The sequence below is a fragment of the Dryocola sp. LX212 genome (assembly GCA_041504365.1).
In the GTDB taxonomy this organism is placed as follows: domain Bacteria; phylum Pseudomonadota; class Gammaproteobacteria; order Enterobacterales; family Enterobacteriaceae; genus Dryocola.
This window is the reverse complement of the sequence record CP167917.1, coordinates 3,978,217-3,999,482: the sequence shown is the minus strand read 5'-3', so window position 1 is coordinate 3,999,482 and position 21,266 is coordinate 3,978,217. Positions and strand designations below refer to the sequence as shown.

The window sequence follows — 21,266 nt, the reverse complement described above, 5'->3', positions numbered from 1 at the left end:
CGGGGAGGATTACTGGAGCGTGCTGGGGATAACGATCTGGCGCAGATCGCGGGCCTGGGTCACCTGGCCGATAAGCTGCAGTACCGCCTGACGCCCGGCTTCCGCATAGCCTGGGTCGACGGTGATGATTTCCGGATGGAGGAACTTCATCAGCGGCGTGTTGCCCACGCTCGCCAGCTGAAGGGAGGCCTGATGCTCCTGCAAATATTTACTGGCGCCTAACGCGAGGGTATCGGTGGCACAGAGCAGAGCGGTGGTCTCAGGCAGCAATACCTCGGCGACGTGTTCATAGCCCTGTTTCATCGCAAGACCTGGCAGAGCCACCTTCGGCGTCAGCCTGTGCTTTTTGCAAAAGGCGAGATAGGCCTCATGGCGACGTCGGCCCGTCGTTACGTCGGTATGCGGCACGCCGAGGAAGCTGATATGGCGATGCCCCTGGAAATAAAGTTTGGCCATCAGGCTGGTGATGGCACCTTCATCGTCGTAGCAAACGGAGGCAAAGCCTTTGGCTTCCCGGGCCATCAGCACCATCGTGGCCTGCCACGACTGGAGTATTTTTTCGCTTATGCCGGTAAAGCCGAAGAGGATCACGCCGTCGATATTGCGGCGCTTGAGCATGCCAAGATGCTCCTCGACCAGCTCAGGATCGAACTGGCTTTCCATCATGATCGGATCGTATCCCTGTTCATACAGGCCCGGCAGCATAGTCTGCACCGCCAGGTTTTCCGACAGCGAATCCAGGCGGGTGACAATGATCGCCACGACCTTATCGCTTTGTCCCCGCATGGCGCGAGCCGATCGGGAGGGTGAGAACCCTTCCTGCTGCATCACCGCCTCCACTCTTTCGCGCGTGCGGGTACTGACGCCGCTTTCGTTGTTCAGCACGCGGGAGACGGTGGACTTACCCACGCCGCTTAATCGGGCAATGTCTTTGATGGTGAGGCGGTTTTGCATGTCTCTGGTCATTCCCTGAAATAATTAGCTTAGGTTTTATACATTAAAGTCGCCCATGCCAACAAACGGCAATGGGTAAAATCCGGTTTACGTTGGGTTTAGTTTCGCGGGCGTATTATATCCGCACTTTCACTGTGCCTGAGGGCACAACGAAGCAAACCCGAAATCTTTCACCGGAGGCGACATGGAACCCGATCCCAGTCCAGACCCTGTAATGACAGGAAACATCCGGTAAGACACCCTTCTTTGAAGTGATTGCCTTACCGGAAACCGTAAGGCAGTGACCCTCTTGATGTCGATCCCTGCTGAATAAATTTTACCTGCAAGGTTGGCTTTGCCGTGCCCGCAGGACAGCCGAGTGCCGCTTCGGGCGGCGCTAAGGGACTATTATGCTGTTTAAAAACCTGACCCGGCAGTTGTTTTCACAACTGAGCCGCCATCTGCCACGCCGTCTGATCCAGCGCGACCCCATGCCGGACGGCAAAACTGTTTCTCAGGCAACGGATATCCCCGCCACGCTCACCGAAGCGTGCCTGAAATATGCCTACGCCAGCGAAGAACAACTCTATCGTGAATTCTCCAGCCATCCCGAAGGGTTGAACGCCCGTGAAGTGGCAGATGTGTTGGAAGCCCACGGCCCGAACGAAATCCCCACCCAGGCGGCAGCGCCGTGGTGGAAGCATCTGTGGAGCTGCTACCGTAACCCCTTCAACCTGCTGCTGACGCTGCTGGGCATCTTCTCTTACGCGACGGAAGACGATCTTTTTGGTGCCAGCGTGATTGCGCTGATGGTGGCGATCTCCACGCTGCTTAACTTCATTCAGGAAGCCCGCTCAACCAGGGCTGCGGACGCGCTTAAAGCGATGGTCAGCAACACCGCTACGGTGCTGCGGGTGGTGAATGAGAAGGGCACCAGCGACTACGTTGAAGTCCCCATTGACCAGCTGGTGCCGGGGGATATCGTTAAACTTTCTGCGGGAGATATGATCCCCGCGGATTTACGCGTCATTCAGGCACGGGATCTGTTCGTCGCCCAGGCTTCCTTAACCGGAGAGTCTCTGCCGGTAGAAAAGGCCGCCATCAGCCGCGAAGCGCTGCACAGCAATCCGCTCGAATGTGACACGCTGTGCTTCATGGGCACCAACGTGGTCAGCGGCACCGCGCTGGCAATGGTGGTGGCAACCGGGGGCAACACCTGGTTTGGCCAGCTTGCCGGGCGCGTAACCCAGCAGGAAAACGAGCCGAATGCTTTCCAGAAGGGCATCAGCCGCGTCAGCTGGCTGCTGATCCGCTTTATGCTGGTGATGGTGCCGGTGGTCCTGCTGATCAACGGTTTCACCAAAGGCGACTGGTGGGAAGCCGCGCTGTTTTCGCTCTCCGTTGCGGTCGGGTTGACGCCGGAAATGCTGCCGATGATTGTCACCTCGACGCTTGCTCGCGGGGCGGTGAAACTCTCTAAACAGAAGGTCATCGTCAAGCACCTGGACGCCATTCAGAATTTTGGCGCGATGGATATTCTCTGCACCGATAAAACCGGCACGCTGACCCAGGACCGTATCATCCTCGAAACCCATACCGATATTCTGGGTGGCGTGAGCGACCGCGTGCTGCATACCGCGTGGCTTAACAGCCACTATCAGACCGGGCTGAAAAACCTGCTGGACGTGGCGGTGCTGGAAGCGCTGGACATAGACCATGTTCGTAAGGCGGTTGCCCGCTGGCAGAAAGTGGATGAAATCCCGTTTGATTTTGAGCGTCGCCGCATGTCGGTGGTGGTGTCCGAATCGCCGGACGTGCACCAGCTAATCTGCAAAGGTGCGCTTCAGGAGATCCTCAACGTCTGCACCCAGGTGCGCCATGGCGATGAGATCGTGCCGCTCAACGATGGCATGCTCAAACGTATTCGCCGGGTGACGGACGATCTGAATCGGCAGGGGCTGCGCGTTGTTGCCGTTGCTACAAAGTTCCTCCCGGCGCGTGAGGGAGATTACAGCCGCGTTGACGAGTCCGATTTGATTCTGGAAGGTTATATTGCGTTCCTCGATCCGCCGAAAGAGACGACGGCTCCGGCGCTGAAAGCCCTGAAAGCTAGCGGCATCACGGTCAAGATCCTTACCGGCGACAGCGAGCTGGTGGCAGCAAAAGTTTGCCGTGAGGTGGGGCTTGACGTGGGCGAGCTGGTGGTAGGAAGCGAAATCGAAAATCTTAGCGATGAAAATCTGGCAAAGCTTGCTCTGCGCACCACGCTGTTTGCCCGTCTGACGCCGATGCACAAAGAGCGTATCGTCCGGCTGCTGCGCGGTGAGGGCCACGTAGTCGGCTTTATGGGGGACGGCATCAACGATGCGCCCGCGCTGCGGGCGGCGGATATTGGCATCTCCGTGGACGGCGCGGTGGATATCGCCCGCGAGGCGGCGGACATCATTCTGCTTGAGAAAAGCCTGATGGTGCTCGAAGAAGGGGTTATCGAAGGGCGACGGACCTTTGCCAACATGCTGAAATACATCAAAATGACCGCCAGCTCTAACTTCGGTAACGTCTTCAGCGTGCTGGTGGCGAGCGCCTTCCTGCCGTTCCTGCCGATGCTGCCGATTCACCTGCTGATCCAGAACCTGCTGTACGATGTCTCCCAGGTGGCGATCCCGTTCGATAACGTGGACGACGAGCAAATTCAGAAGCCGCAGCGCTGGAACCCGGCGGACCTGGGGCGGTTTATGGTGTTCTTCGGGCCGATAAGCTCCATCTTCGACATCATGACGTTCTGCGTCATGTGGTGGGTCTTCCAGGCTAACACCCCGGAACACCAGACCCTGTTCCAGTCCGGCTGGTTTGTGGTGGGGCTGCTGTCGCAAACATTGATTGTGCATATGATTCGCACCCGCCGTATTCCGTTTATTCAGAGCCGGGCCGCCTGGCCGCTGATGGTGATGACGCTGGTGGTGATGGCCGCTGGCATTGCGCTGCCGTTCTCGCCGCTGGCGGGCTATCTGCACCTTCAGGCTCTGCCGCTGGCTTATTTCCCGTGGCTGGTACTGATTCTGGGTGGCTACATGACGCTGACTCAAGCCGTAAAAGGCATTTACAGCCGCCGCTACGGCTGGCAGTAATCCTAAAAAATACAAAACCCTGGCGAGATGTGATCCCCGTCTCGCCATAACCTTGATGAATATTTTCCCACGTGTTACCAGAGAGGTTTGTCTTTTCTGGCCCGTCACGTGAAAGGAATATTCATGTTTAAATCCATACGTTTGAGCCTGCTTGCTGGCTGCATTGCTACCGCCTGTCAGGCTCACGCCGCGCCTGCGGGCGATCTCCCGTTAATGCCCTGGCCGCAGCAGGTGACCCGCCCGGCGGCGGAGGGAAATCTCGTACTGGATAACTCGGTATCGATTAAAATCAGCGGCGATAAGCTGGACGGGGCCACGGAGCGCTGGCGTAAGCGAATCGCCCAGCAAACCGGCTGGCAGCTACAGCCTGCTCAGGCTAATCCTGCAAAGCCCACGATAAATATTCATATCAAAAACGCCGTCGATCCCCAGCCGAAGCTCGGCAGCGATGAAAGCTATGCCCTGAGCGTGACGGCAGATGGCGTTCAGCTAACGGCGAATACCCGCTTCGGTGCGATGCACGGCATGGAAACGCTGCTCCAGCTTATTCAGAACGGCCCGCAAAATACCTCGATTCCGTTTGTGGCAATCAAAGATGTGCCGCGCTTCCCATGGCGCGGGGTCCTGCTGGATTCCGCCCGCCACTTCATCCCTGTGAAAGATATTCTGCGCCAGCTGGACGGCATGGCGGCCGCCAAGTTTAACGTGCTTCACTGGCACCTGACGGATGACCAGGGTTGGCGCTTTGCTTCCACTAAATATCCTAAGCTCCAGCAGCTGGCGAGTGACGGTGACTTTTATACCCAGGCACAGATGAAAGAAGTTGTGCGCTACGCAACGAAGCTGGGGATCCGCGTCGTGCCGGAAATGGACATGCCGGGACATGCCTCGGCCATTGCTGTTGCTTACCCGGAACTGATGAGCGCGCCGGGACCGTACGAGATGGAGCGCCACTGGGGCGTGCTTAAACCGCTGCTTAATCCGGCCAACGAAGCGGTCTATAAGTTTGCCGATACGATGGTGGGCGAGCTGACGGCGATTTTCCCGGATGCCTGGCTGCACATCGGCGGGGATGAGGTTGATGACACGCAGTGGCAGGAATCGAAACCTGTTCAGGCGTTCATGAAGGAGCAGAATATCGCCGACACCCACGCGTTGCAGACCTATTTTAACCAGCGGCTGGAGATGATCCTTGAGAAGCACCACCGCCATATGATGGGCTGGGATGAGATCTACCACCCGGATCTGCCGAAGAGCATTCTGATCCAGTCCTGGCAAGGGCAGGACGCGCTGGGGGCGGTTGCCGTCAACGGCTACAGGGGGATCCTGTCGACGGGGTTCTATCTCGACCAGCCGCAGTCCACCGCCTACCACTATCGCAACGAGATCCTGCCGCAGGGCCTAAACGAGGTCGATCGCATCACCAAAGCCGACAGCGCGCAAAGCTGGTTCTTCTCTATGCCACGCCTGAAAGGTAAACCGGTAGAGGGCAGCTTCACACTAGTGAATAACGAAATGGCCTGGCGAGGATTTATCGATTTCAGAGGCAAGTCACGCCGCGCGGTGCGGGATATCGAATGGCTAAGCCCAACCCAGGTGACTTTTACCGTGGATACCTGGATGGGGGAAACTCGTCCGGTGGTCACGGTGGATAAGGACAGGTTGAGCGGTTACTTCCTGGTGGGCAACGTACGCTACCCGGCGACCGGACAGAAGCTGGACAGCGTGCCGGATGGCGTGCAGCCGGTCGTGCCTGCCGCTGAGCAGATGAATAATATTCTCGGCGGCGAAGCGGCGCTGTGGGCGGAGAATATTTCCGCGCCGCTGCTGGACATCAAGCTTTGGCCACGGGCGTTTGCGGTGGCGGAGCGATTGTGGTCTACGGAAGAGGTGAAAGATATCGACAACATGTACCAGCGCTTGCAGGCGATAGACGCCTGGACTACCGTTTCCGTAGGGCTACAGCAGCATACCGCAGCGGTACAGCAGTTCACTCGCCTGGCGGGGACCACGGAAATCATGCCTTTGCAGATCCTCGCTCAGGCCGTTGAACCGGCGCAGTATTACACCCGTCAGCATCTGAAGTTCCAGGCGGGCAATTATCACCACTTCGAGCCGCTTAACCGCTTTGCGGATGCGCTGGTGGCGGAAAGCAGCCAGGTGCGAGCGATGGACGGCTGGGTCGATAAGCTGATTGCCGACCCGGAAGACGGCAACAGCGCCGAGTCCCTGCGCCATACCTTTACCCGCTGGCAAAGCAATACGCCGGACGTGCTGGCGCTTATCGACGGCAGCTACCAGCTGAAGGCGCTTAAACCGGTGGCGGAAGACGTGGACAAGCTGGCGGGCATCGGCCTGCGGCTGACCGACCTGGTGGCGAAACAGGGATCGTTAAGCGGCGGCGAGCGGGATGATATTCAGAAGCAGCTGGATAAAGCTGCACAAACTCAGGATGAGGTTATTGTTGCCGCCGTTTACCCGCTGCAAAAGCTCCTGCGTGCCAGCGCCAGATGATCTCTCAAAAAAAAGGCCGCATGTGCGGCCTTTTAGATTGCTGACAAAGAAGGAAAAAGCGTGGTTTTTCCTTCTTTGTCATTAGCAGCCGAAAATCAATCAATTGATTTTCCTTGTTATTTATTCGGTGAGATCTGTTCGAATCCCATTCTGTTTAGGTTTGTCATCAGTCTGAAAGGCCGCATGTGCGGCCTTTACTTCATTAAGTGATTAACGACGAACGGCGATCGCTTCAATTTCAATTTTTACATCTTTCGGCAGACGGGCCACTTCCACGCAGGAGCGCGCCGGGAAGGTTGCCTTGTGCTCGTTGAAGAACGCTTCGTAGGTCGCGTTCACGGTGGCGAAATCATTCAGGTCTTTAACGAAAACGGTGGTCTTCACGATATCGCCTACCTTCAGGCCTGCGGCTTCCACGATGGCCTGCACGTTTTCCAGAGACTGGCGCGCCTGAGCGGCAACGTCTTCCGGCACCGCGCCGGTTTTTGGGTCAACCGGGATCTGCCCGGAGGTGATAATCATGCTGCCAAGATCAACGGCCTGTACATATGGGCCGATAGCGGCGGGCGCATTTTCAGTGCTGATAGTACGAGACATGTGCATTCCTTTATGAGAGTTCGTAGGGCGGGCAGGCAACGCGTCACCCGCCGGAATTTAAACGGTGGAAGGCGCCAGCGCTTATCCACTCTGCGTTTTCATGAATCCTCGCCCATTATAGGTAAGCAGGCCTGGGCGGCAACGATTAATCCGCCAGCACCACATGATGCGCGAACTCTTTCTCGCAGTATTTGCATTTAAGGCTGATGTCCTCACCGCGCTTTCTTACCGCAAACGAGGAGTGGACGGGTTCGCTACGGCTGATGCAGTTGGTGTTCGGACATACCAGCACCTTTTCGATACGTTCAGGCAGTTTAGGCTTGCTCTTGCCAACCACTTCGTATTCCTCGATGCGGTTGACGGTGGCGTGCGGGGCGTACATCGCCAGCTGGTCCACCTGTTCATCGGTAAGAAAAGTATTCTCGATTTTAATCAGGTCCTTGCGGCCCTGCTCGCGGGACGGCAGATTCAGGCCGATGGTAATGCGCTGGTCGGTTTCGGTCAGCTGGAACAGGGTCAGCAGCTTAAAGCCCACCTGCGCCGGGATATGGTCGATAACCGTGCCGCGTTTAATGGCTTCTACCTGTAATTTGTTATCGTGCGTCATCTCTTTATCCTCTTACTTAAACCAGCTCGCGATTCAAAACCAACGCCAGCAGCGCCTGGCGAGCAAAAATGCCGTTGCCTGCCTGCTGGAAATACCAGGCGTGCGGCGTCTTATCCACGTCGGTGGTGATCTCATCCACGCGCGGCAGCGGGTGCAGCACCTTCATATTTTCGCGAGCGCCTGCCAGGTCCGCCGCGCGCAGCACGAACTGGGCCTTCACGTTGGCGTATTCGGACGGATCCAGGCGCTCTTTCTGCACGCGGGTCATATACAGAATGTCCAGCTCGGTGACCACGTCGTCGATGGCCTCGTGGCAGCTCCACTCAATGCCTTTCTCATCCAGCATATCGAGAATGTACTTCGGCATCGCCAGGGCGTTAGGGGCGATAAAGTAGAAACGGTTACCGCTAAATTTCGCCAGCGCCTGGGCCAGAGAGTGCACGGTGCGGCCATATTTCAGGTCGCCGACCATGGCGATATGCAGGTTTTCCAGACGCCCCTGGGTTTCCTGGATGGTAAACAGGTCGAGCAGAGTTTGGGTTGGATGCTGATTTGCTCCATCGCCCGCGTTCAGAATAGGTACGCTGCCGGAAAACTCCGTCGCGAGGCGGGCCGCGCCTTCCTGCGGATGACGCATCACGATGGCGTCAACGTAGGTGCTGATAACCGAGATGGTGTCGGCCAGCGTTTCGCCTTTCTTGCCCAGCGACGTATTGCTACTGTCGGAGAAGCCGACAACCGAGGCGCCAAGACGGTGAATGGAGGTTTCGAAAGAGAGGCGTGTGCGGGTGGAAGCCTCGAAGAAGCAGCTGGCGATAACCTTGTGCTTGAGCAGCTCCGGCTGTGGGTTTGCCTTAAGCTTAGCCGCGGTAGACAGCACCAGCTCAAGCTCTTCACGACTGAGATCGTTGATGGAAATGATATGTTTTTGATAGAGCGGGTTAGTCATGCTTATCTCCTGTTCTCGGCGTCGGGCAAAAAAAAGGCCCCTCAACGAGGGGCCTTTGGAATTGATTGAAGCAGCGGAAAGAAAAACGGGGCCGCATCGTCTTTCAGACGACGGGGTGTGACGCTGTTATGAACACACTGGACCATGCTTCCTCCCGGCAAATTGTGGCGCATTATACGCGCGTAGTTGAGCTTGGCAAGCGGGCACTTCACACTTTTTTATACACGGGCAACCGGTTGCTGTGAATATTCATGCGATCTCATGCAGGCCCAGCGTCTGGATAATCCGGCGGTGAACCAGCGGCGTTTTCTTCACTTCGCGCGGGGCTATCCACACGACGCTGCTGCCTGCGACGATGCCTAAAATTTCTGGTAGAGCGCGGTAATCAAGAATTTTTGCCACGGCCCGACCATAGCCTGCTACGGCGTGAATCATAATAAATTCGGCGTTATGCTCGACGCTTATCACCATCTCCGCCACCGAGCGGGCGGCGTCCGGCTCTGGCTGCTCCTGAGGATTCAGCGCATAAATTTTTTGTCCTTTGGCGTTGCGCATTTTAATGACGCCCAGCACCTTCAGCAGCCGGGAGACGGTGGACTGGCTGATGGCGGCAAAGCCGTGGCGCTGCATATCCCGGCGCAGCTCTTCCTGAGAGCGATAGCTTTTATGGACGATAAGCCGCTGGCAGAGTGTCAGCTGGCTCAGCTCTTTTTCGGAGGTTGTGCGGGAAATCCTCATCGTATTCACCATTCCATGATTTTTATGGGTGATTAATTTACGCCGATTATGAAATTATTCTGTCTGATGGATCTGACTTTACTGTTTTAACTCATTAAAAATGTTGTAAAAGTTGTAATTGACAGAATTTATCGCCCCTTTCGGGGCGATAAATGGATTAAGCGATCTGTATGGCACCGCGAATGACGAGGTTTAAAGTCCAGGCCGCGACGACCAGCAGTGCCACCACAATGGCCCACTCGTAGCCTTTGAGCAGCGGCTGTCCCTGTTTCTTTTTCTGCCACAGGAAGACCGCAAGCCCCGGCGTGAACAGCAGAGAGCTGAGCAACATGGAGTCTCCGGCGGCGTAGCACAGCCAGAAGCCGTACACGGTGGCGATAACTCCCAGCACGATGCCACCGGTGCGGGACTCCCCGTTTTTATAACGTTCTCCAGTCCATGCCAGCTTCAGGCCATAGGCGGCGCTGAACAGGTAAGGAGGCAGGATTGCCGCAGTGGCGATGGAGAACAGCGCCTGGTAACCGGCCTGGTAGAACAGCGTCAGGATGAGAAACAGCTGGATTAAACCGTTGGTGATCCACAGGGAAAACGAAGGGGAGTGGCGCGCATTTTCTTTGGCAAAGATTTTCGGGAAAATACCGTCGTTAGCGGCCACGCGCGGCAGCTCGGCGGCAAATAGCGTCCAGGCAAGCAGCGCTCCGGCAACCGATAGAATCACGCCACCGGCAACGAATTTCGCCCCCCATGCGCCCACCACGTTTTCAAGCACGCCTGCCATCGAAGGGTTTTTCAGCCCGGCAAGCGCTGCCTGATCCAGGATCCCCATCGACAGCACGCTGACCAGCACGTAAATCGCCAGTGCGCCCAGCAGCCCAATCACCGTGGCTTTACCGATATCGTTGCGGTTTGCCGCACGGGCGGAAACCACCGTTGCGCCTTCAATGCCGATAAAGACCCAGGTGGTGACCAGCATGGTATTTTTCACCTGATCGAACAGCGCCGGTTCTTTACCGTCGACGATCATCATCCGCCCCCAGAAGTCAGCGGTGAAAACGCCGATCTTAAAGGCGATCAGCACGGCGACGATAAACACCAGCAGGATCGCTACTTTCACGACTGTCAGGATCGTATTGATATAGGCCGCCTCCCGAACGCCACGCAGCACCAGCGCGTGAACCAGCCACAGTACCACCGACGCACCGATAATCGACGGCAGGTTGTTCCCGTCGCCAAACACAGGAATGAAAAAGCTCATCGCGCTGAACAGCAGGACGGCGTAGGAGACGTTGCCGAGCCAGGCAGAGAACCAGTAGCCCCAGGCGGACTGGAAGCCAATAAAATCACCAAAACCGGCGCGGGCATAGCTGTAAACTCCCCCCTCAAGTTCCGGGCAGCGTGAGCTCAGGTTTTGATAGATAAACGCCAGGCAAAGCATCCCGACGCCGGTAATCACCCAGCCGATGAGCAACGCACCGGGTGACGCAACGGAGCCAAAGTTTTGCGGCAGGCTGAACACTCCGCCGCCAATCATTGAACCAATGACCAGCGCAACCAGCGCGCTGAGCCCTAATTTTTTTTCTGTGGTCGCGGACGTCGCTGCGACATCCCCGTGGGTAACATCGGCCATTTTCCTTTCCTCCTGCGGGCTTTGCCGCACGAATACACATCCGGCGGCGAGGGATCCCCGCCGCCGGTGGGGATTACTCTCCGAGCGTGGCAACCATAACGGCTTTAATGGTGTGCATGCGGTTTTCCGCTTCGTCAAAGACGATGGAGTTCGGCGACTCGAAGACCTCTTCGGTGACCTCCAGCCCCTTCAGGCCGTACTCGGCTTCGATCTCTTTGCCCACTTTGGTCTGCTCGTTGTGGAAGGCGGGGAGGCAGTGCATAAACTTGACGTTCGGGTTTCCGGTGGCTTTCAGCACGCTGCCGTTCACCTGGTAAGGGGTCATGATGCTCACGCGCTCTGCCCAGGCTTCTTTTGGCTCACCCATCGACACCCAGACGTCGGTGTAAAGGAAATCGACGCCCGCCACGCCTTCTTCCACGCTGTCGGTCAGCATGATGCGGCCGCCGGTTTCTTTGGCGATGGCGCGGCACTGTTCCACTAGCTCAGCCTCCGGCCAGAAGGCTTTTGGCGCGACCAGGCGGATATCCATGCCCATTTTTGCCGCGCCGACCATCAGGGAGTTACCCATGTTGTTGCGGGCATCGCCAAGATAGGCAAAGGCGATTTCCGGCAGCGTTTTCTGCGGCGCGTGTTCCAGCATGGTCATCAAATCGGCAAGGATTTGCGTCGGGTGAAATTCGTTGGTCAGTCCGTTCCATACCGGCACGCCGGCAAACTCACCCAGCTCCTCGACAATGTCCTGGCCGAAGCCGCGATACACGATGCCGTCATACATCCGGCCAAGCACGCGGGCGGTGTCCTTCATGGACTCTTTATGGCCAATTTGCGAACCGCTTGGGCCGAGATAGGTCACCTGCGCGCCCTGGTCGAACGCGCCTACTTCAAAGGCGCAGCGGGTGCGGGTAGACGTTTTCTCGAAGATCAGCGCGATGTTTTTTCCGGCCAGCGTTTTCTTTTCGGTACCGGCTTTTTTCGCGGCCTTCAGGTCGCGTGCCAGGTCAATCAGGTACTGGATCTCGGCAGGTTTGAAGTCCAGCAGTTTCAGGAAGTTGCGGTTTTTCAGGTTGATGGTCATTGTCTCATCCTTAATTTCTTGGTGGATGGCGCTATCGCTTATCCACCCTACGAATCGGTAAATTTTCCAGGTCGGGAAAGCGCAGCGTCTCCCGAGATGATTTCGAAGATTACTCGCGGATCAGCGAGCCTTTCTCACCGGCCAGAATTGCTGGGCCATCCTCCAGCGCACCAATTCCGGCGATGCCGTGGCACCGGGCGACGAATCGGCTGCAGGCGGCGACCTTCGGCCCCATAGAGCCCGCATCGAACTTCATGCCGTCCAGCTCCTGCGGAGTGATGTGGCTAATTGGGCGCTGGGCTGGCGTACCCCAGTCGAAGTAAACCGCGTCGGCGTCGGTGAGGATCAGCAGGGCGTCGGCTTCTATCTGGCGGGCGAGCAGGGCGGCAGAGAGATCTTTATCGATCACCGCTTCAATGCCGTGGTAGCCGTCGGCTTTCTCCACCACAGGCACGCCGCCGCCGCCGTTGCAAATCACCAGGTGATCCCGCTGGATAAGCGCGGTAATTGCATCGCTTTCTACAATCCGTTTTGGCTGCGGCGACGGCACCACGCGGCGGTAATACTGGCCGTCTGCCTTCACTGACCAGCCTTTCTCCGTGACCAGCGAATCGGCCTGCGCTTTGTCATACACCGGGCCGATATATTTGGTCGGGTTCTGGAACGCCGGATCTTTGGCATCCACTTCCACCTGGGTCAGCAGCACGCTGACTTCCCTGTCAGGCAGGTGATTTTTAAGCGACTGCTGAAGCATGTAGCCAATCATCCCCTGGCTCTCAGCACCGAGAATATCGAGCGGGTAAGGCGAAACTTTCTCATAGGCGCTGTTCTGCAGCGCCAGCAGGCCCACCTGCGGGCCGTTGCCGTGAACCAGCACCACGCGCCACGAAGAGGTGAGGCGGGCGATAGTCTTAGCGGCAAGATCGATATTTTTACGCTGCGTTTCGGCTTCCAGCGGCTCGCCGCGTTTCAGCAATGCGTTGCCGCCAAGCGCCACGACCAGAGTTGGTTTGTGTTCCATTTCGTCTTCTCCTTGCCTCAGATACCGTCACGTTCAAGCGGGCAGCTCATGCAGCGTGCGCCGCCGCGGCCACGGCCCAGCTCGTCGCCCGGAATAGGCAGCACGGTGATCCCGGCCTTGTCGTATTTTTCGTTGGTCCAGATATTTCGCTCGTAGCCGATAACCACGCCCGGACGCACGGTCAGTACGTTGTTGGCGTCATTCCACTGTTCGCGCTCGGCTTCAAAGGCGTCACCGCCGGTGGTAATGAGGCGGACCTGGTCAATCCCCAGCGCCTGCTCAATGGCGTGCAGCAGGTTTGGCTCCTGATGCCGCTTGATGCCGCCTTTGCCGTCCGGCGTTAGCGTCCAGCACTGGGCATCCTTGCGAACCACTTCCGGGTAGACGGAGAACGTGTCGATGTCGATGTGAGTCATGACGGTATCGAGGTGCATACAGGAACGGTGCTTCGGCAGCTCAACGACGATTACGCGCGTCGCCTGCTGGTGTTTGAATAAGGATTCTGCCAGGAACTCTACGCCCTGTGGCGTGGTGCGTTCGGAAAGGCCGATTAATACCGCGCCGCGCCCGATGACTAATACATCACCGCCTTCTAATGTGGCATGATCGTAATTAATGTTATCGTCACCATAATATTTAATGAAATTGCCGTCGGTAAACGCCGGATGCCAGCGATAAATCGCACGAAGGTTATTTGTTTCGCGCTGGCGCGCGGCTTTTGCCATTGGGTTAATAGAAACGCCGTTATATATCCAGCATGACGTATCACGGGTAAATAAATGGTTAGGCAATGGCTTCATAATAAAGTCCGTTGCCTCGTGGGTATCGACGACCATATTCTGAATATAAGTCGGGATTTCGCCGTAGGTCAGCCCACCGCTCAGGTGACGAGCAAGTTCACGGTGCGGCATATCCGCCAGCCAGCCGCGAATATCAGAGGCGAAGGCTGGTCCCAGGCGATAGTCGGAGATCTGCGTCTCCAGCAGCCAGGCTTTGGCATCAATCACATCAAGCGTCTGGGTTAATAAATCAGTCAGGAGTAAAACTTCCACCCCTTCGCCGCGCAGGGTATTAGCGAAGACGTCGTGCTCTTCCCCGGCACGCTCGACCGATAAAACATCATCAAATAAAAGCTCCTGGCAGTTGGAAGGCGTCAGTCTTTTCAGGCTGAGATTGGGGCGGTGCAGCATGACGCTGCGTAATTGGCCAATTTCGGAACCGACATAATGTTTGTCCATGACTTTACCTTTTCATTAATCCGCAGATGAAAATACCTGTGATGCAAATTTATTTGCACCGGAATTGAAATATGTTTGTCGCCTTGCTTGAGGACGTATCTTAATTCCCTGAAAACTATTTAATGTGAGGATTATCACGTGAGCAAGGTGGTTTTTCATTCTCTGATAATTAATTGATGAGGGTCAGGTAATAATAAATAAGCGATGGGCGATGAATGAATGAATAAGCATCGTGGTGCCAGTTTTATCTGATCCTGTTAAAAGAAGGTTATTTTATGCAAAACACTGAATTTCATAAGTAGTTGAATATTAATATTATTTTTAACCTTCATGCATAAATATGCGGTCAGCTAATACTTTCATCCCCGCCGAGAAATTAAACCGTAAATAGTTATGGTTTAATTTGCACTTATTGACGTGATTTAAAACGTGATTGCGGGTTTGTTTTTTATAAAAGTATTTAATTATCAATATGATAGATTCATTCTCAAACCTATAAATTTTCAGGTTATGCTCAATTCCTGCATAAAACCCTCGGCGCCGCCGCCGGGCCGCGGCAACTTTTGCGATAACTATGCGCCAGCGCCAATTTTGTTAAAAAAGCCGTAGCCAGAGAAGGGGAACTTTCGTATAAATACGATATTAAAACATCGTTTCAAAATGGAGATGAGCAACATGATTATCGGTAACATCCACTCTCTGCAAAGCTGGCTGCCTGAAGAACTGCGCCAGGCCATCGAACACGTTAAGCAGCACGTCACGCCGCAAACGCCTCCCGGCAAGCATGATATCGACGGCAACCGCCTGTTCATGCTGGTCTCCGAAGACAGCACCGAGCCGTTTGCAGATCGCAGGGCGGAGTTTCACCAGCGCTATCTCGACATTCAGATTGTCATGCGCGGCCAGGAAGGCATGACCTTCAGCTGTCTGCCCGCGGGTACGCCGGACACTGACTGGCTCGCCGATAAAGACATCGCGTTCCTGCCGGAAGGCGAACAGGAAAAAACCGTCGTGCTAAGCGAGGGGGATTTTGTGGTGTTTTATCCAGGAGAGGTACACAAGCCGCTGTGCGCGGTAGGGAAGCCGGAGACCGTGCGTAAGGTAGTTGTTAAGCTTCTGGTCGCATAACAGGGTGTCGGATGGCGCTGACGCTTATCCGACCTGATGGATTTTAACCCTCTCCCCTTCGGGGAGAGGGGCAGGGTAAGGGGCTAATGAACCAACGTCGCGACCATGACTGCTTTAATGGTATGCATACGGTTCTCCGCCTGATCGAACACGATGCTATGCGATGATTCAAATACTTCGTTCGTGACTTCCATGCCGCCTTTCAGATCGTACTGCTCAGCCATCTGCTTACCAAGTACGGTCTGGTCGTCGTGGAACGCCGGGAGGCAGTGCAGGAACTTCACCTGCGGATTGCCCGTCAGCGCCAGCATCTCGCTGTTAACCTGATAGGCGCGCAGCAGGGCGATACGCTCGGCCCACTTCTCTTTCGCTTCGCCCATCGACACCCACACATCCGTATAAATGAAGTCTGCGCCTTTTACGCCAGCGGCCACGTCTTCCGTCAGGGTAATTTTACCGCCGGTTTGTTCTGCCAGCGCCCTGCATTCCGCAACCAGATTTTCGTCCGGCCAGCAGGCCTCTGGGGCCACAAGGCGTAAATCCAGCCCGGTCAGCGCGGCGGCCTCGAGCATTGAATTACCCATGTTGTTACGGGCGTCACCGACATAAACCAGCGTCATCTCCTGGAAGGATTTGCCCGGCAGATGCTCCTGCATGGTCAGCAGGTCCGCCAGCAGCTGGGTGGGATGGAATTCGTTTGTCAGGCCGTTCCATACGGGCACCCCGGCAAACCCGGCCAGCGCTTCGACGATCTCCTGACCGTAACCGCGGTACTGAATGCCGTCGTACATTCTGCCCAGCACGCGGGCCGTGTCCTTAATTGATTCTTTATGCCCAATCTGGCTGCCGCTTGGGCCGAGATAAGTGACGCAAGCGCCCTGGTCATAAGCGGCAACTTCGAAAGAGCATCGTGTGCGGGTTGAGTCTTTTTCGAAGATGAGCGCGATATTTTTTCCGGTAAGCTGCTGAGTTTCTATGCCTTTTATTTTATCGGATTTAAGCTTCGCGGCGAGGGTCAGTAATTCGTTGAGCTGGGCCGGGGTAAAATCCAGTAATTTAAGAAAGTGCTTTTGGTAAAAGTGACTCATCTTTTCCTCACATGGCTCGTGCCACTTATTGAATTAAAATTCAATTTATATGTATGAATATTCATTTGCAACCCCCGCGTCGCAAATCTTTCGCGGGAAAGGTGGAGGCAAACCCATGCGTGTGTGAAAATAGAAGTATCTGCCGACAAATTGAGGAAAGGGCCATGGCAAATCCAGAACTGCTGGAAGAGCAGCGCGAAGAGACGCGTTTGATTATTGAAGAATTACTGGAAGATGGCAGCGATCCGGACGCGCTGTACACCATCGAACATCACCTTTCTGCAGACGATTTCGAAACCCTTGAAAAAGCAGCGGTTGAAGCGTTCAAAATGGGTTATGAAGTCACCGACCCGGAAGAGCTGGAAGTGGAAGAGGGCGAAACCGTCATCTGCTGCGACGTGCTGAGCGAAAGCGCGTTGAAAGCCGAACTGCTGGACGAGCAGGTTGAACAGCTGCTGGATCTTGCTGGGAAATTTGGCGTGGAATACGACGGCTGGGGCACTTACTTTGAGGACCCGAACGGCGAAGAAGGTGAAGAGGGCGACGAAGAAGACCTCGTGGACGACGATGACGACGGCGTTCGCCACTAACTCCCTCGTGCAGCGGCTCCCCCGCCGCTGCACTGCTTTGACTGACTTATAACGTTTTTAACATTCTTACTTCGCAGTCTACGTGCCCGGTACAGCCCAGCGGTTCGGAGATGTGCTCAAAGCCAAGACGTTCGTACAAAGCGATGGCTTCCGTCAGGAATGCCGTGGTTTCCAGATAGCAGCGCTTAAAGCCTTTTTCCTGCGCGAAGTCCATGGCCTGCAGAGCCAGCCGTTTCGCCAGCCCTTTGCCGCGTACCACCGGCAGGAAGTACATTTTCTGTAATTCACAGATATCCGGTTCGCTACAGCTCAGTGGCGCAACGCCGCCGCCGCCGACGACCTTCCCTTCCATCTCCACAACCCAATAAGCGTGCCCGGGCCTGCTGTAAACCTGGAACAGCTCGTCGAGATTGGGGTCCGCGACGGTGTAGCCTTTGTCGGCGGTTAGCCCATATTCAGCTGAGACCTGGCGGATCACGCGGGCGATGGCGACATTGTCATGTGGGGTGATCCTGCGCAGGGCAAGACCAACCGGAGCTGCGATAGTCATAATTTGGCTCGTGTTTCTTTTCGACAGATGCTGCGAGTTAATAACACTCTCTTTTGCAGGGTGCAAGTAGGCTAACCGTACTTTTAAAAAACAAAAAGGCCGGGAAATTTCCCGGCCTTCGCTTTTCAACTTAGCGGTTACAGCGCGGCAATAACAGCCTGCTGCTCGATTAGCTTAGCTTTGGCATCGGCAAAGCCTGCCAGACGCTCGCGCTCTTTCGCGACCACATCCGCTGGCGCACGCGCCACAAAGCCTTCGTTTGAGAGCTTGCCTTCGATTTTGCCAATCTCAATTTCGATCTTAGCGACCTCTTTGGCCAGACGCTCGATCTCTGCCGCTTTGTCCACCAGGCCTGCCATTGGGATCAGCAGCTCTGCGCCGTCGATGATTTTGGTCACGGAAACCGGACCTTTGTCATCCACCGGCAGAATGGTGATGCTTTCCAGGCGGGCCAGGTTCTGCAGGAAGGTGCGGTTGTCGGTTACGCGACGGATCGCCTGTTCGTTGCAGCCGCGCAGCAGCACGTCCAGACGCTTGCTCGGCGCGATGTTCATTTCGGCACGGATGTTACGCACCGCGGTGATGACGTCTTTCAGCCATTCGGTATCAGAGAACGCAGCTTCATCGTCCTGCGCGCTGTTATACGCCGGGAACGGCTGCAGCATGATGGTATCGTCAGTGATGCCTTTGAACGTTTTCACGCGCTGCCAGATGGTTTCGGTGATGAAAGGAATAATCGGATGCGCAAGACGCAGCAGACCTTCCAGCACGTTAATCAGCGTATTACGCGTGCCGCGCAGCTCGGCCTCTGTTCCGCTGTTCATCACCGGCTTGGTCAGCTCCAGATACCAGTCGCAGAACTGGTTCCAGGTGAATTCGTACAGGATGTTAGCCGCGATATCAAAGCGATAGGTATCCAGCGCTTCACGATATGCTTTCACCGTGCGGTTGAACTCGGCCAGGATCCAGCGATCCGCCAGCGACAGAACCATTTCGCCGCCGTTAAAGCCGCAGTCCTGATCTTCAGTGTTCATCATGACGAAGCGGCTGGCGTTCCACAGCTTATTACAGAAGTTACGGTAGCCTTCCAGACGCTTCATGTCCCAGTTGATGTCGCGACCGGTCGAGGCGAGCGCCGCCAGGGTAAAGCGCAGGGCATCGGTGCCGTGCGGCTCGATGCCGTTCGGGAACTGCTTCTCGGTGCGCTTGCGGATTTTCTCCGCCAGCTGCGGCTGCATCATGTTGCCGGTGCGCTTCTCAAGGAGATCTTCCAGAGAGATACCGTCAACCATATCCAGCGGATCGATAACGTTACCCTTGGACTTGGACATCTTCTGCCCTTCGTCGTCGCGGATAAGGCCGGTCATGTAGACAGTTTTAAACGGCACCTGCGGCTTGCCGTTTTCATCTTTGATGAAGTGCATGGTCAGCATGATCATGCGGGCAATCCAGAAGAAGATAATGTCGAAGCCGCTGACCATCACGCTGGTCGGGTGGAAGGTGCGCAGCGCTTCGGTGTTTTCTGGCCAGCCGAGAGTGGAGAACGTCCACAGACCGGAAGAGAACCAGGTATCCAGCACGTCTTCGTCCTGGTTCAGCGCAACGTCTGCACCCAGATTGTTTTCAGCACGCACTTCCGCTTCGTTGCGGCCAACGTAGACGTTGCCTTCGGCATCGTACCAGGCCGGGATGCGGTGACCCCACCACAGCTGGCGGGAGATACACCAGTCCTGAATATCGCGCATCCAGGAGAAGTACATGTTTTCGTACTGCTTCGGCACGAACTGAATGTCGCCTTGCTCTACCGCTTCAACGGCAACTTTTGCCAGCGGGGCAGTACGTACGTACCACTGGTCGGTGAGCATTGGTTCGATAACCACGCCGCCACGGTCGCCGTACGGTACGGTCAGGTCGTGCGGTTTGATTTCGTCGAGCAGGCCCATTTCGTCAAATTTGGCGACGACGGCCTTACGCGCGGCAAAGCGCTCCAGCTTCTGGAACTCAGCCGGGATATCGCTGCTGTAAACGGTAGATTCTTCGCCGTTGGTGTCGAACACTTCCGCCGCTTCGCGGATATCACCGTCGAAGGTCAGAATGTTGATCATTGGCAGGGCGTGGCGGCGGCCAACTTCGTAGTCGTTAAAGTCGTGCGCAGGCGTGATTTTCACACAGCCGGTGCCTTTTTCCATGTCGGCGTGTTCGTCGCCAACGATCGGAATGCGGCGGTTAACCAGCGGCAGCACCAGGAACTTACCAATCAGATCTTTATAACGCGGATCTTCCGGGTTTACGGCCACGCCGGTATCGCCCAGCACGGTTTCCGGACGGGTCGTTGCTACAACCAGGTAATCTTTACCTTCGGCGGTTTTCGCGCCGTCGGCCAGCGGATAACGCAGGTGCCACATGGACCCTTTAGATTCGCGGTTTTCAACTTCCAGGTCGGAAATGGCGGTGCGCAGTTTCGGGTCCCAGTTTACCAGTCGCTTGCCGCGATAAATCAGGTCTTCTTTGTACAGGCGGACGAACACTTCTTTCACCGCGTTGGACAGGCCATCGTCCATGGTGAAGCGCTCGCGCTCCCAGTCTACGGAGTTGCCAAGACGACGCATCTGACGGGTGATGGTGCCGCCAGACTCGGCCTTCCACTGCCAGATTTTGTCGATGAAGGCGTCGCGGCCATAATCATGGCGGGTTTTGCCCTCTTCGGCGGCGATTTTGCGCTCGACGACCATCTGGGTTGCGATGCCGGCGTGGTCAGTCCCCGCCTGCCACAGGGTGTTTTTCCCCTGCATGCGCTGGTAGCGGATCATGGTGTCCATGATCGTCTGCTGGAAGGCGTGACCCATATGCAAGCTGCCGGTAACGTTCGGCGGTGGGATCATGATGCAGAAGCTTTCCTGGCTGGTGTCGCCATTAGGCTTGAAGTAGCCCTGCTCTTCCCAGTGCTCGTAAAGCGGCTGTTCGATGTCTTGCGGGTTATATGTCTTTTCCATTGTCTGCTATGTCGTTCCCGGCGGGGTATGAGTCGCCGTAGTCAAGTGGAAACCAGCAACGCGGTACGCCTTATAGCGCTCACGGGCCAGTTGTTTTTGAGTGTCTTCGTAAGGAACGAAGTCTATCACTTCATGGAAAGCGGTGGCAAAATCTGCGAACTGTGGCAGCAGGCTTATCAGGATATCGCGAGAAGAGCTGCCGCGTCGCGCGGGCCAGGCTAACTCTACCGGGGCGCCGTAACGTGGGCCTTCACCGGCAAGATTGTGGGGAACAAAGGCGCTGGCATCGCGCTGCCAGAGCGCTTCGTCCAGGCGGATAGCCTGCTGCTCATCCACACAGGCAATCAGCACGCGCTTACCTGCCCGAAAACATTCTGCCGCAAGTTCACACACCCTTTGCTCAACAGCGCTCAGCCCATCAATATGGGTGTCGTTGTCCAGCAGGTAGAACGTCGCGTTTTTCATTTTACTCGCATCTTCGATTTAG

The 21,266-nt window shown here is 56.0% G+C and carries 19 protein-coding genes; 4 read left to right on the top strand and 15 right to left on the bottom strand.

Annotated elements, in window-relative coordinates; all coding sequences use genetic code 11:
- Positions 1 to 9: 9 nt before the first annotated feature.
- The gene (gene treR / locus ACA108_19175) at positions 10 to 954 is read right to left on the bottom strand and encodes a trehalose operon repressor TreR (GenBank protein ID XEX95427.1); all 945 of its coding nucleotides are present in this window, start codon (positions 952 to 954) and stop codon (positions 10 to 12) included.
- A 389-nt stretch (positions 955 to 1,343) separates the two neighbouring features.
- Here treR and mgtA point away from each other — a divergent pair, with 389 nt between their 5' ends.
- Together mgtA and ACA108_19165 are read left to right on the top strand one after the other, a co-directional pair.
- Positions 1,344 to 4,061 carry a magnesium-translocating P-type ATPase gene (gene mgtA / locus ACA108_19170; protein ID XEX95426.1) on the top strand — a complete coding sequence of 906 codons (2,718 nt, stop codon included), beginning with the start codon at positions 1,344 to 1,346 and terminating at the stop codon, positions 4,059 to 4,061.
- A gap of 123 nt (positions 4,062 to 4,184) precedes the next feature.
- Positions 4,185 to 6,575, top strand: coding sequence for a beta-N-acetylhexosaminidase (locus ACA108_19165; GenBank protein ID XEX95425.1), 2,391 nt, complete (start codon positions 4,185 to 4,187; stop codon positions 6,573 to 6,575).
- Positions 6,576 to 6,785: 210 nt separating this feature from the next.
- On the opposite strand, the gene ridA is transcribed toward ACA108_19165, so the two are convergent.
- The 9 genes from ridA to arcA all read right to left on the bottom strand — a co-directional run bounded on the left by ridA (position 6,786) and on the right by arcA (position 14,430).
- Positions 6,786 to 7,172 (bottom strand): 2-iminobutanoate/2-iminopropanoate deaminase, encoded by a 387-nt coding sequence (gene ridA / locus ACA108_19160; protein XEX95424.1) that lies wholly within the window; start codon positions 7,170 to 7,172, stop codon positions 6,786 to 6,788.
- Between the two features lie 145 nt (positions 7,173 to 7,317).
- Positions 7,318 to 7,779: an aspartate carbamoyltransferase regulatory subunit gene (gene pyrI / locus ACA108_19155; protein ID XEX95423.1), complete on the bottom strand. Its 462-nt coding sequence runs from the start codon at positions 7,777 to 7,779 to the stop codon at positions 7,318 to 7,320.
- 16 nt (positions 7,780 to 7,795) lie between these two features.
- On the bottom strand, positions 7,796 to 8,728 hold the full coding sequence (gene pyrB / locus ACA108_19150) for an aspartate carbamoyltransferase (GenBank protein ID XEX95422.1): 933 nt from the start codon (positions 8,726 to 8,728) through the stop codon (positions 7,796 to 7,798).
- A gap of 41 nt (positions 8,729 to 8,769) precedes the next feature.
- Positions 8,770 to 8,874 carry a pyrBI operon leader peptide gene (locus ACA108_19145; protein ID XEX95421.1) on the bottom strand — a complete coding sequence of 35 codons (105 nt, stop codon included), beginning with the start codon at positions 8,872 to 8,874 and terminating at the stop codon, positions 8,770 to 8,772.
- Positions 8,875 to 8,977: 103 nt separating this feature from the next.
- On the bottom strand, positions 8,978 to 9,466 hold the full coding sequence (locus tag ACA108_19140; GenBank protein XEX95420.1) for an arginine repressor: 489 nt from the start codon (positions 9,464 to 9,466) through the stop codon (positions 8,978 to 8,980).
- Positions 9,467 to 9,623: 157 nt separating this feature from the next.
- Positions 9,624 to 11,093 (bottom strand): arginine-ornithine antiporter, encoded by a 1,470-nt coding sequence (gene arcD / locus ACA108_19135; protein XEX95419.1) that lies wholly within the window; start codon positions 11,091 to 11,093, stop codon positions 9,624 to 9,626.
- A gap of 73 nt (positions 11,094 to 11,166) precedes the next feature.
- A complete protein-coding gene (gene argF / locus ACA108_19130; protein XEX95418.1) occupies positions 11,167 to 12,171 on the bottom strand; it encodes an ornithine carbamoyltransferase in 1,005 nt (334 codons plus the stop codon).
- 109 nt (positions 12,172 to 12,280) lie between these two features.
- Positions 12,281 to 13,192, bottom strand: a complete 912-nt coding sequence (locus ACA108_19125) for a carbamate kinase (protein ID XEX95417.1) — start codon at positions 13,190 to 13,192, stop codon at positions 12,281 to 12,283.
- Positions 13,193 to 13,209: 17 nt separating this feature from the next.
- Positions 13,210 to 14,430, bottom strand: a complete 1,221-nt coding sequence (arcA, locus tag ACA108_19120) for an arginine deiminase (GenBank protein ID XEX95416.1) — start codon at positions 14,428 to 14,430, stop codon at positions 13,210 to 13,212.
- 675 nt (positions 14,431 to 15,105) lie between these two features.
- Here arcA and ACA108_19115 point away from each other — a divergent pair.
- The gene (locus tag ACA108_19115; protein XEX98166.1) at positions 15,106 to 15,558 is read left to right on the top strand and encodes a YhcH/YjgK/YiaL family protein; all 453 of its coding nucleotides are present in this window, start codon (positions 15,106 to 15,108) and stop codon (positions 15,556 to 15,558) included.
- A gap of 83 nt (positions 15,559 to 15,641) precedes the next feature.
- Here the strand turns inward: ACA108_19115 and argF (ACA108_19110) are convergent, their stop codons facing one another.
- Positions 15,642 to 16,646, bottom strand: coding sequence for an ornithine carbamoyltransferase (gene argF, locus ACA108_19110; GenBank protein ID XEX95415.1), 1,005 nt, complete (start codon positions 16,644 to 16,646; stop codon positions 15,642 to 15,644).
- Positions 16,643 to 16,711 (bottom strand): hypothetical protein, encoded by a 69-nt coding sequence (locus ACA108_19105; protein XEX98165.1) that lies wholly within the window; start codon positions 16,709 to 16,711, stop codon positions 16,643 to 16,645. Before ACA108_19105 ends, argF (ACA108_19110) begins: the two co-directional genes overlap by 4 nt.
- A 99-nt stretch (positions 16,712 to 16,810) precedes the next feature.
- On the opposite strand from ACA108_19105, the gene rraB reads away from it, so the two are divergent.
- A complete protein-coding gene (rraB, locus tag ACA108_19100) occupies positions 16,811 to 17,236 on the top strand; it encodes a ribonuclease E inhibitor RraB (GenBank protein ID XEX95414.1) in 426 nt (141 codons plus the stop codon).
- 46 nt (positions 17,237 to 17,282) lie between these two features.
- On the opposite strand, the gene ACA108_19095 is transcribed toward rraB, so the two are convergent.
- The 3 genes from ACA108_19095 to ACA108_19085 form a co-directional block, all read right to left on the bottom strand.
- On the bottom strand, positions 17,283 to 17,786 hold the full coding sequence (locus tag ACA108_19095) for a GNAT family N-acetyltransferase (protein ID XEX95413.1): 504 nt from the start codon (positions 17,784 to 17,786) through the stop codon (positions 17,283 to 17,285).
- Between the two features lie 137 nt (positions 17,787 to 17,923).
- Entirely contained in the window at positions 17,924 to 20,779 is a 2,856-nt protein-coding gene (locus ACA108_19090) for a valine--tRNA ligase (protein XEX95412.1), read from the bottom strand.
- Positions 20,780 to 20,785: 6 nt separating this feature from the next.
- Complete coding sequence (locus ACA108_19085) at positions 20,786 to 21,244, bottom strand: DNA polymerase III subunit chi (GenBank protein XEX95411.1); 459 nt, start codon at positions 21,242 to 21,244, stop codon at positions 20,786 to 20,788.
- Positions 21,245 to 21,266: the final 22 nt, after the last annotated feature.

Coding starts and splice junctions, on each gene's coding strand:
- treR (XEX95427.1), bottom strand. CDS start 954: ATGCAAAACCGCCTCACCATCAAAGACATTGCCCGATTAAGCGGCGTG.
- mgtA (XEX95426.1), top strand. CDS start 1,344: ATGCTGTTTAAAAACCTGACCCGGCAGTTGTTTTCACAACTGAGCCGC.
- ACA108_19165 (XEX95425.1), top strand. CDS start 4,185: ATGTTTAAATCCATACGTTTGAGCCTGCTTGCTGGCTGCATTGCTACC.
- ridA (XEX95424.1), bottom strand. CDS start 7,172: ATGTCTCGTACTATCAGCACTGAAAATGCGCCCGCCGCTATCGGCCCA.
- pyrI (XEX95423.1), bottom strand. CDS start 7,779: ATGACGCACGATAACAAATTACAGGTAGAAGCCATTAAACGCGGCACG.
- pyrB (XEX95422.1), bottom strand. CDS start 8,728: ATGACTAACCCGCTCTATCAAAAACATATCATTTCCATCAACGATCTC.
- ACA108_19145 (XEX95421.1), bottom strand. CDS start 8,874: ATGGTCCAGTGTGTTCATAACAGCGTCACACCCCGTCGTCTGAAAGAC.
- ACA108_19140 (XEX95420.1), bottom strand. CDS start 9,466: ATGAGGATTTCCCGCACAACCTCCGAAAAAGAGCTGAGCCAGCTGACA.
- arcD (XEX95419.1), bottom strand. CDS start 11,093: ATGGCCGATGTTACCCACGGGGATGTCGCAGCGACGTCCGCGACCACA.
- argF (XEX95418.1), bottom strand. CDS start 12,171: ATGACCATCAACCTGAAAAACCGCAACTTCCTGAAACTGCTGGACTTC.
- ACA108_19125 (XEX95417.1), bottom strand. CDS start 13,192: ATGGAACACAAACCAACTCTGGTCGTGGCGCTTGGCGGCAACGCATTG.
- arcA (XEX95416.1), bottom strand. CDS start 14,430: ATGGACAAACATTATGTCGGTTCCGAAATTGGCCAATTACGCAGCGTC.
- ACA108_19115 (XEX98166.1), top strand. CDS start 15,106: ATGATTATCGGTAACATCCACTCTCTGCAAAGCTGGCTGCCTGAAGAA.
- argF (XEX95415.1), bottom strand. CDS start 16,646: ATGAGTCACTTTTACCAAAAGCACTTTCTTAAATTACTGGATTTTACC.
- rraB (XEX95414.1), top strand. CDS start 16,811: ATGGCAAATCCAGAACTGCTGGAAGAGCAGCGCGAAGAGACGCGTTTG.
- ACA108_19095 (XEX95413.1), bottom strand. CDS start 17,786: ATGACTATCGCAGCTCCGGTTGGTCTTGCCCTGCGCAGGATCACCCCA.
- ACA108_19090 (XEX95412.1), bottom strand. CDS start 20,779: ATGGAAAAGACATATAACCCGCAAGACATCGAACAGCCGCTTTACGAG.
- ACA108_19085 (XEX95411.1), bottom strand. CDS start 21,244: ATGAAAAACGCGACGTTCTACCTGCTGGACAACGACACCCATATTGAT.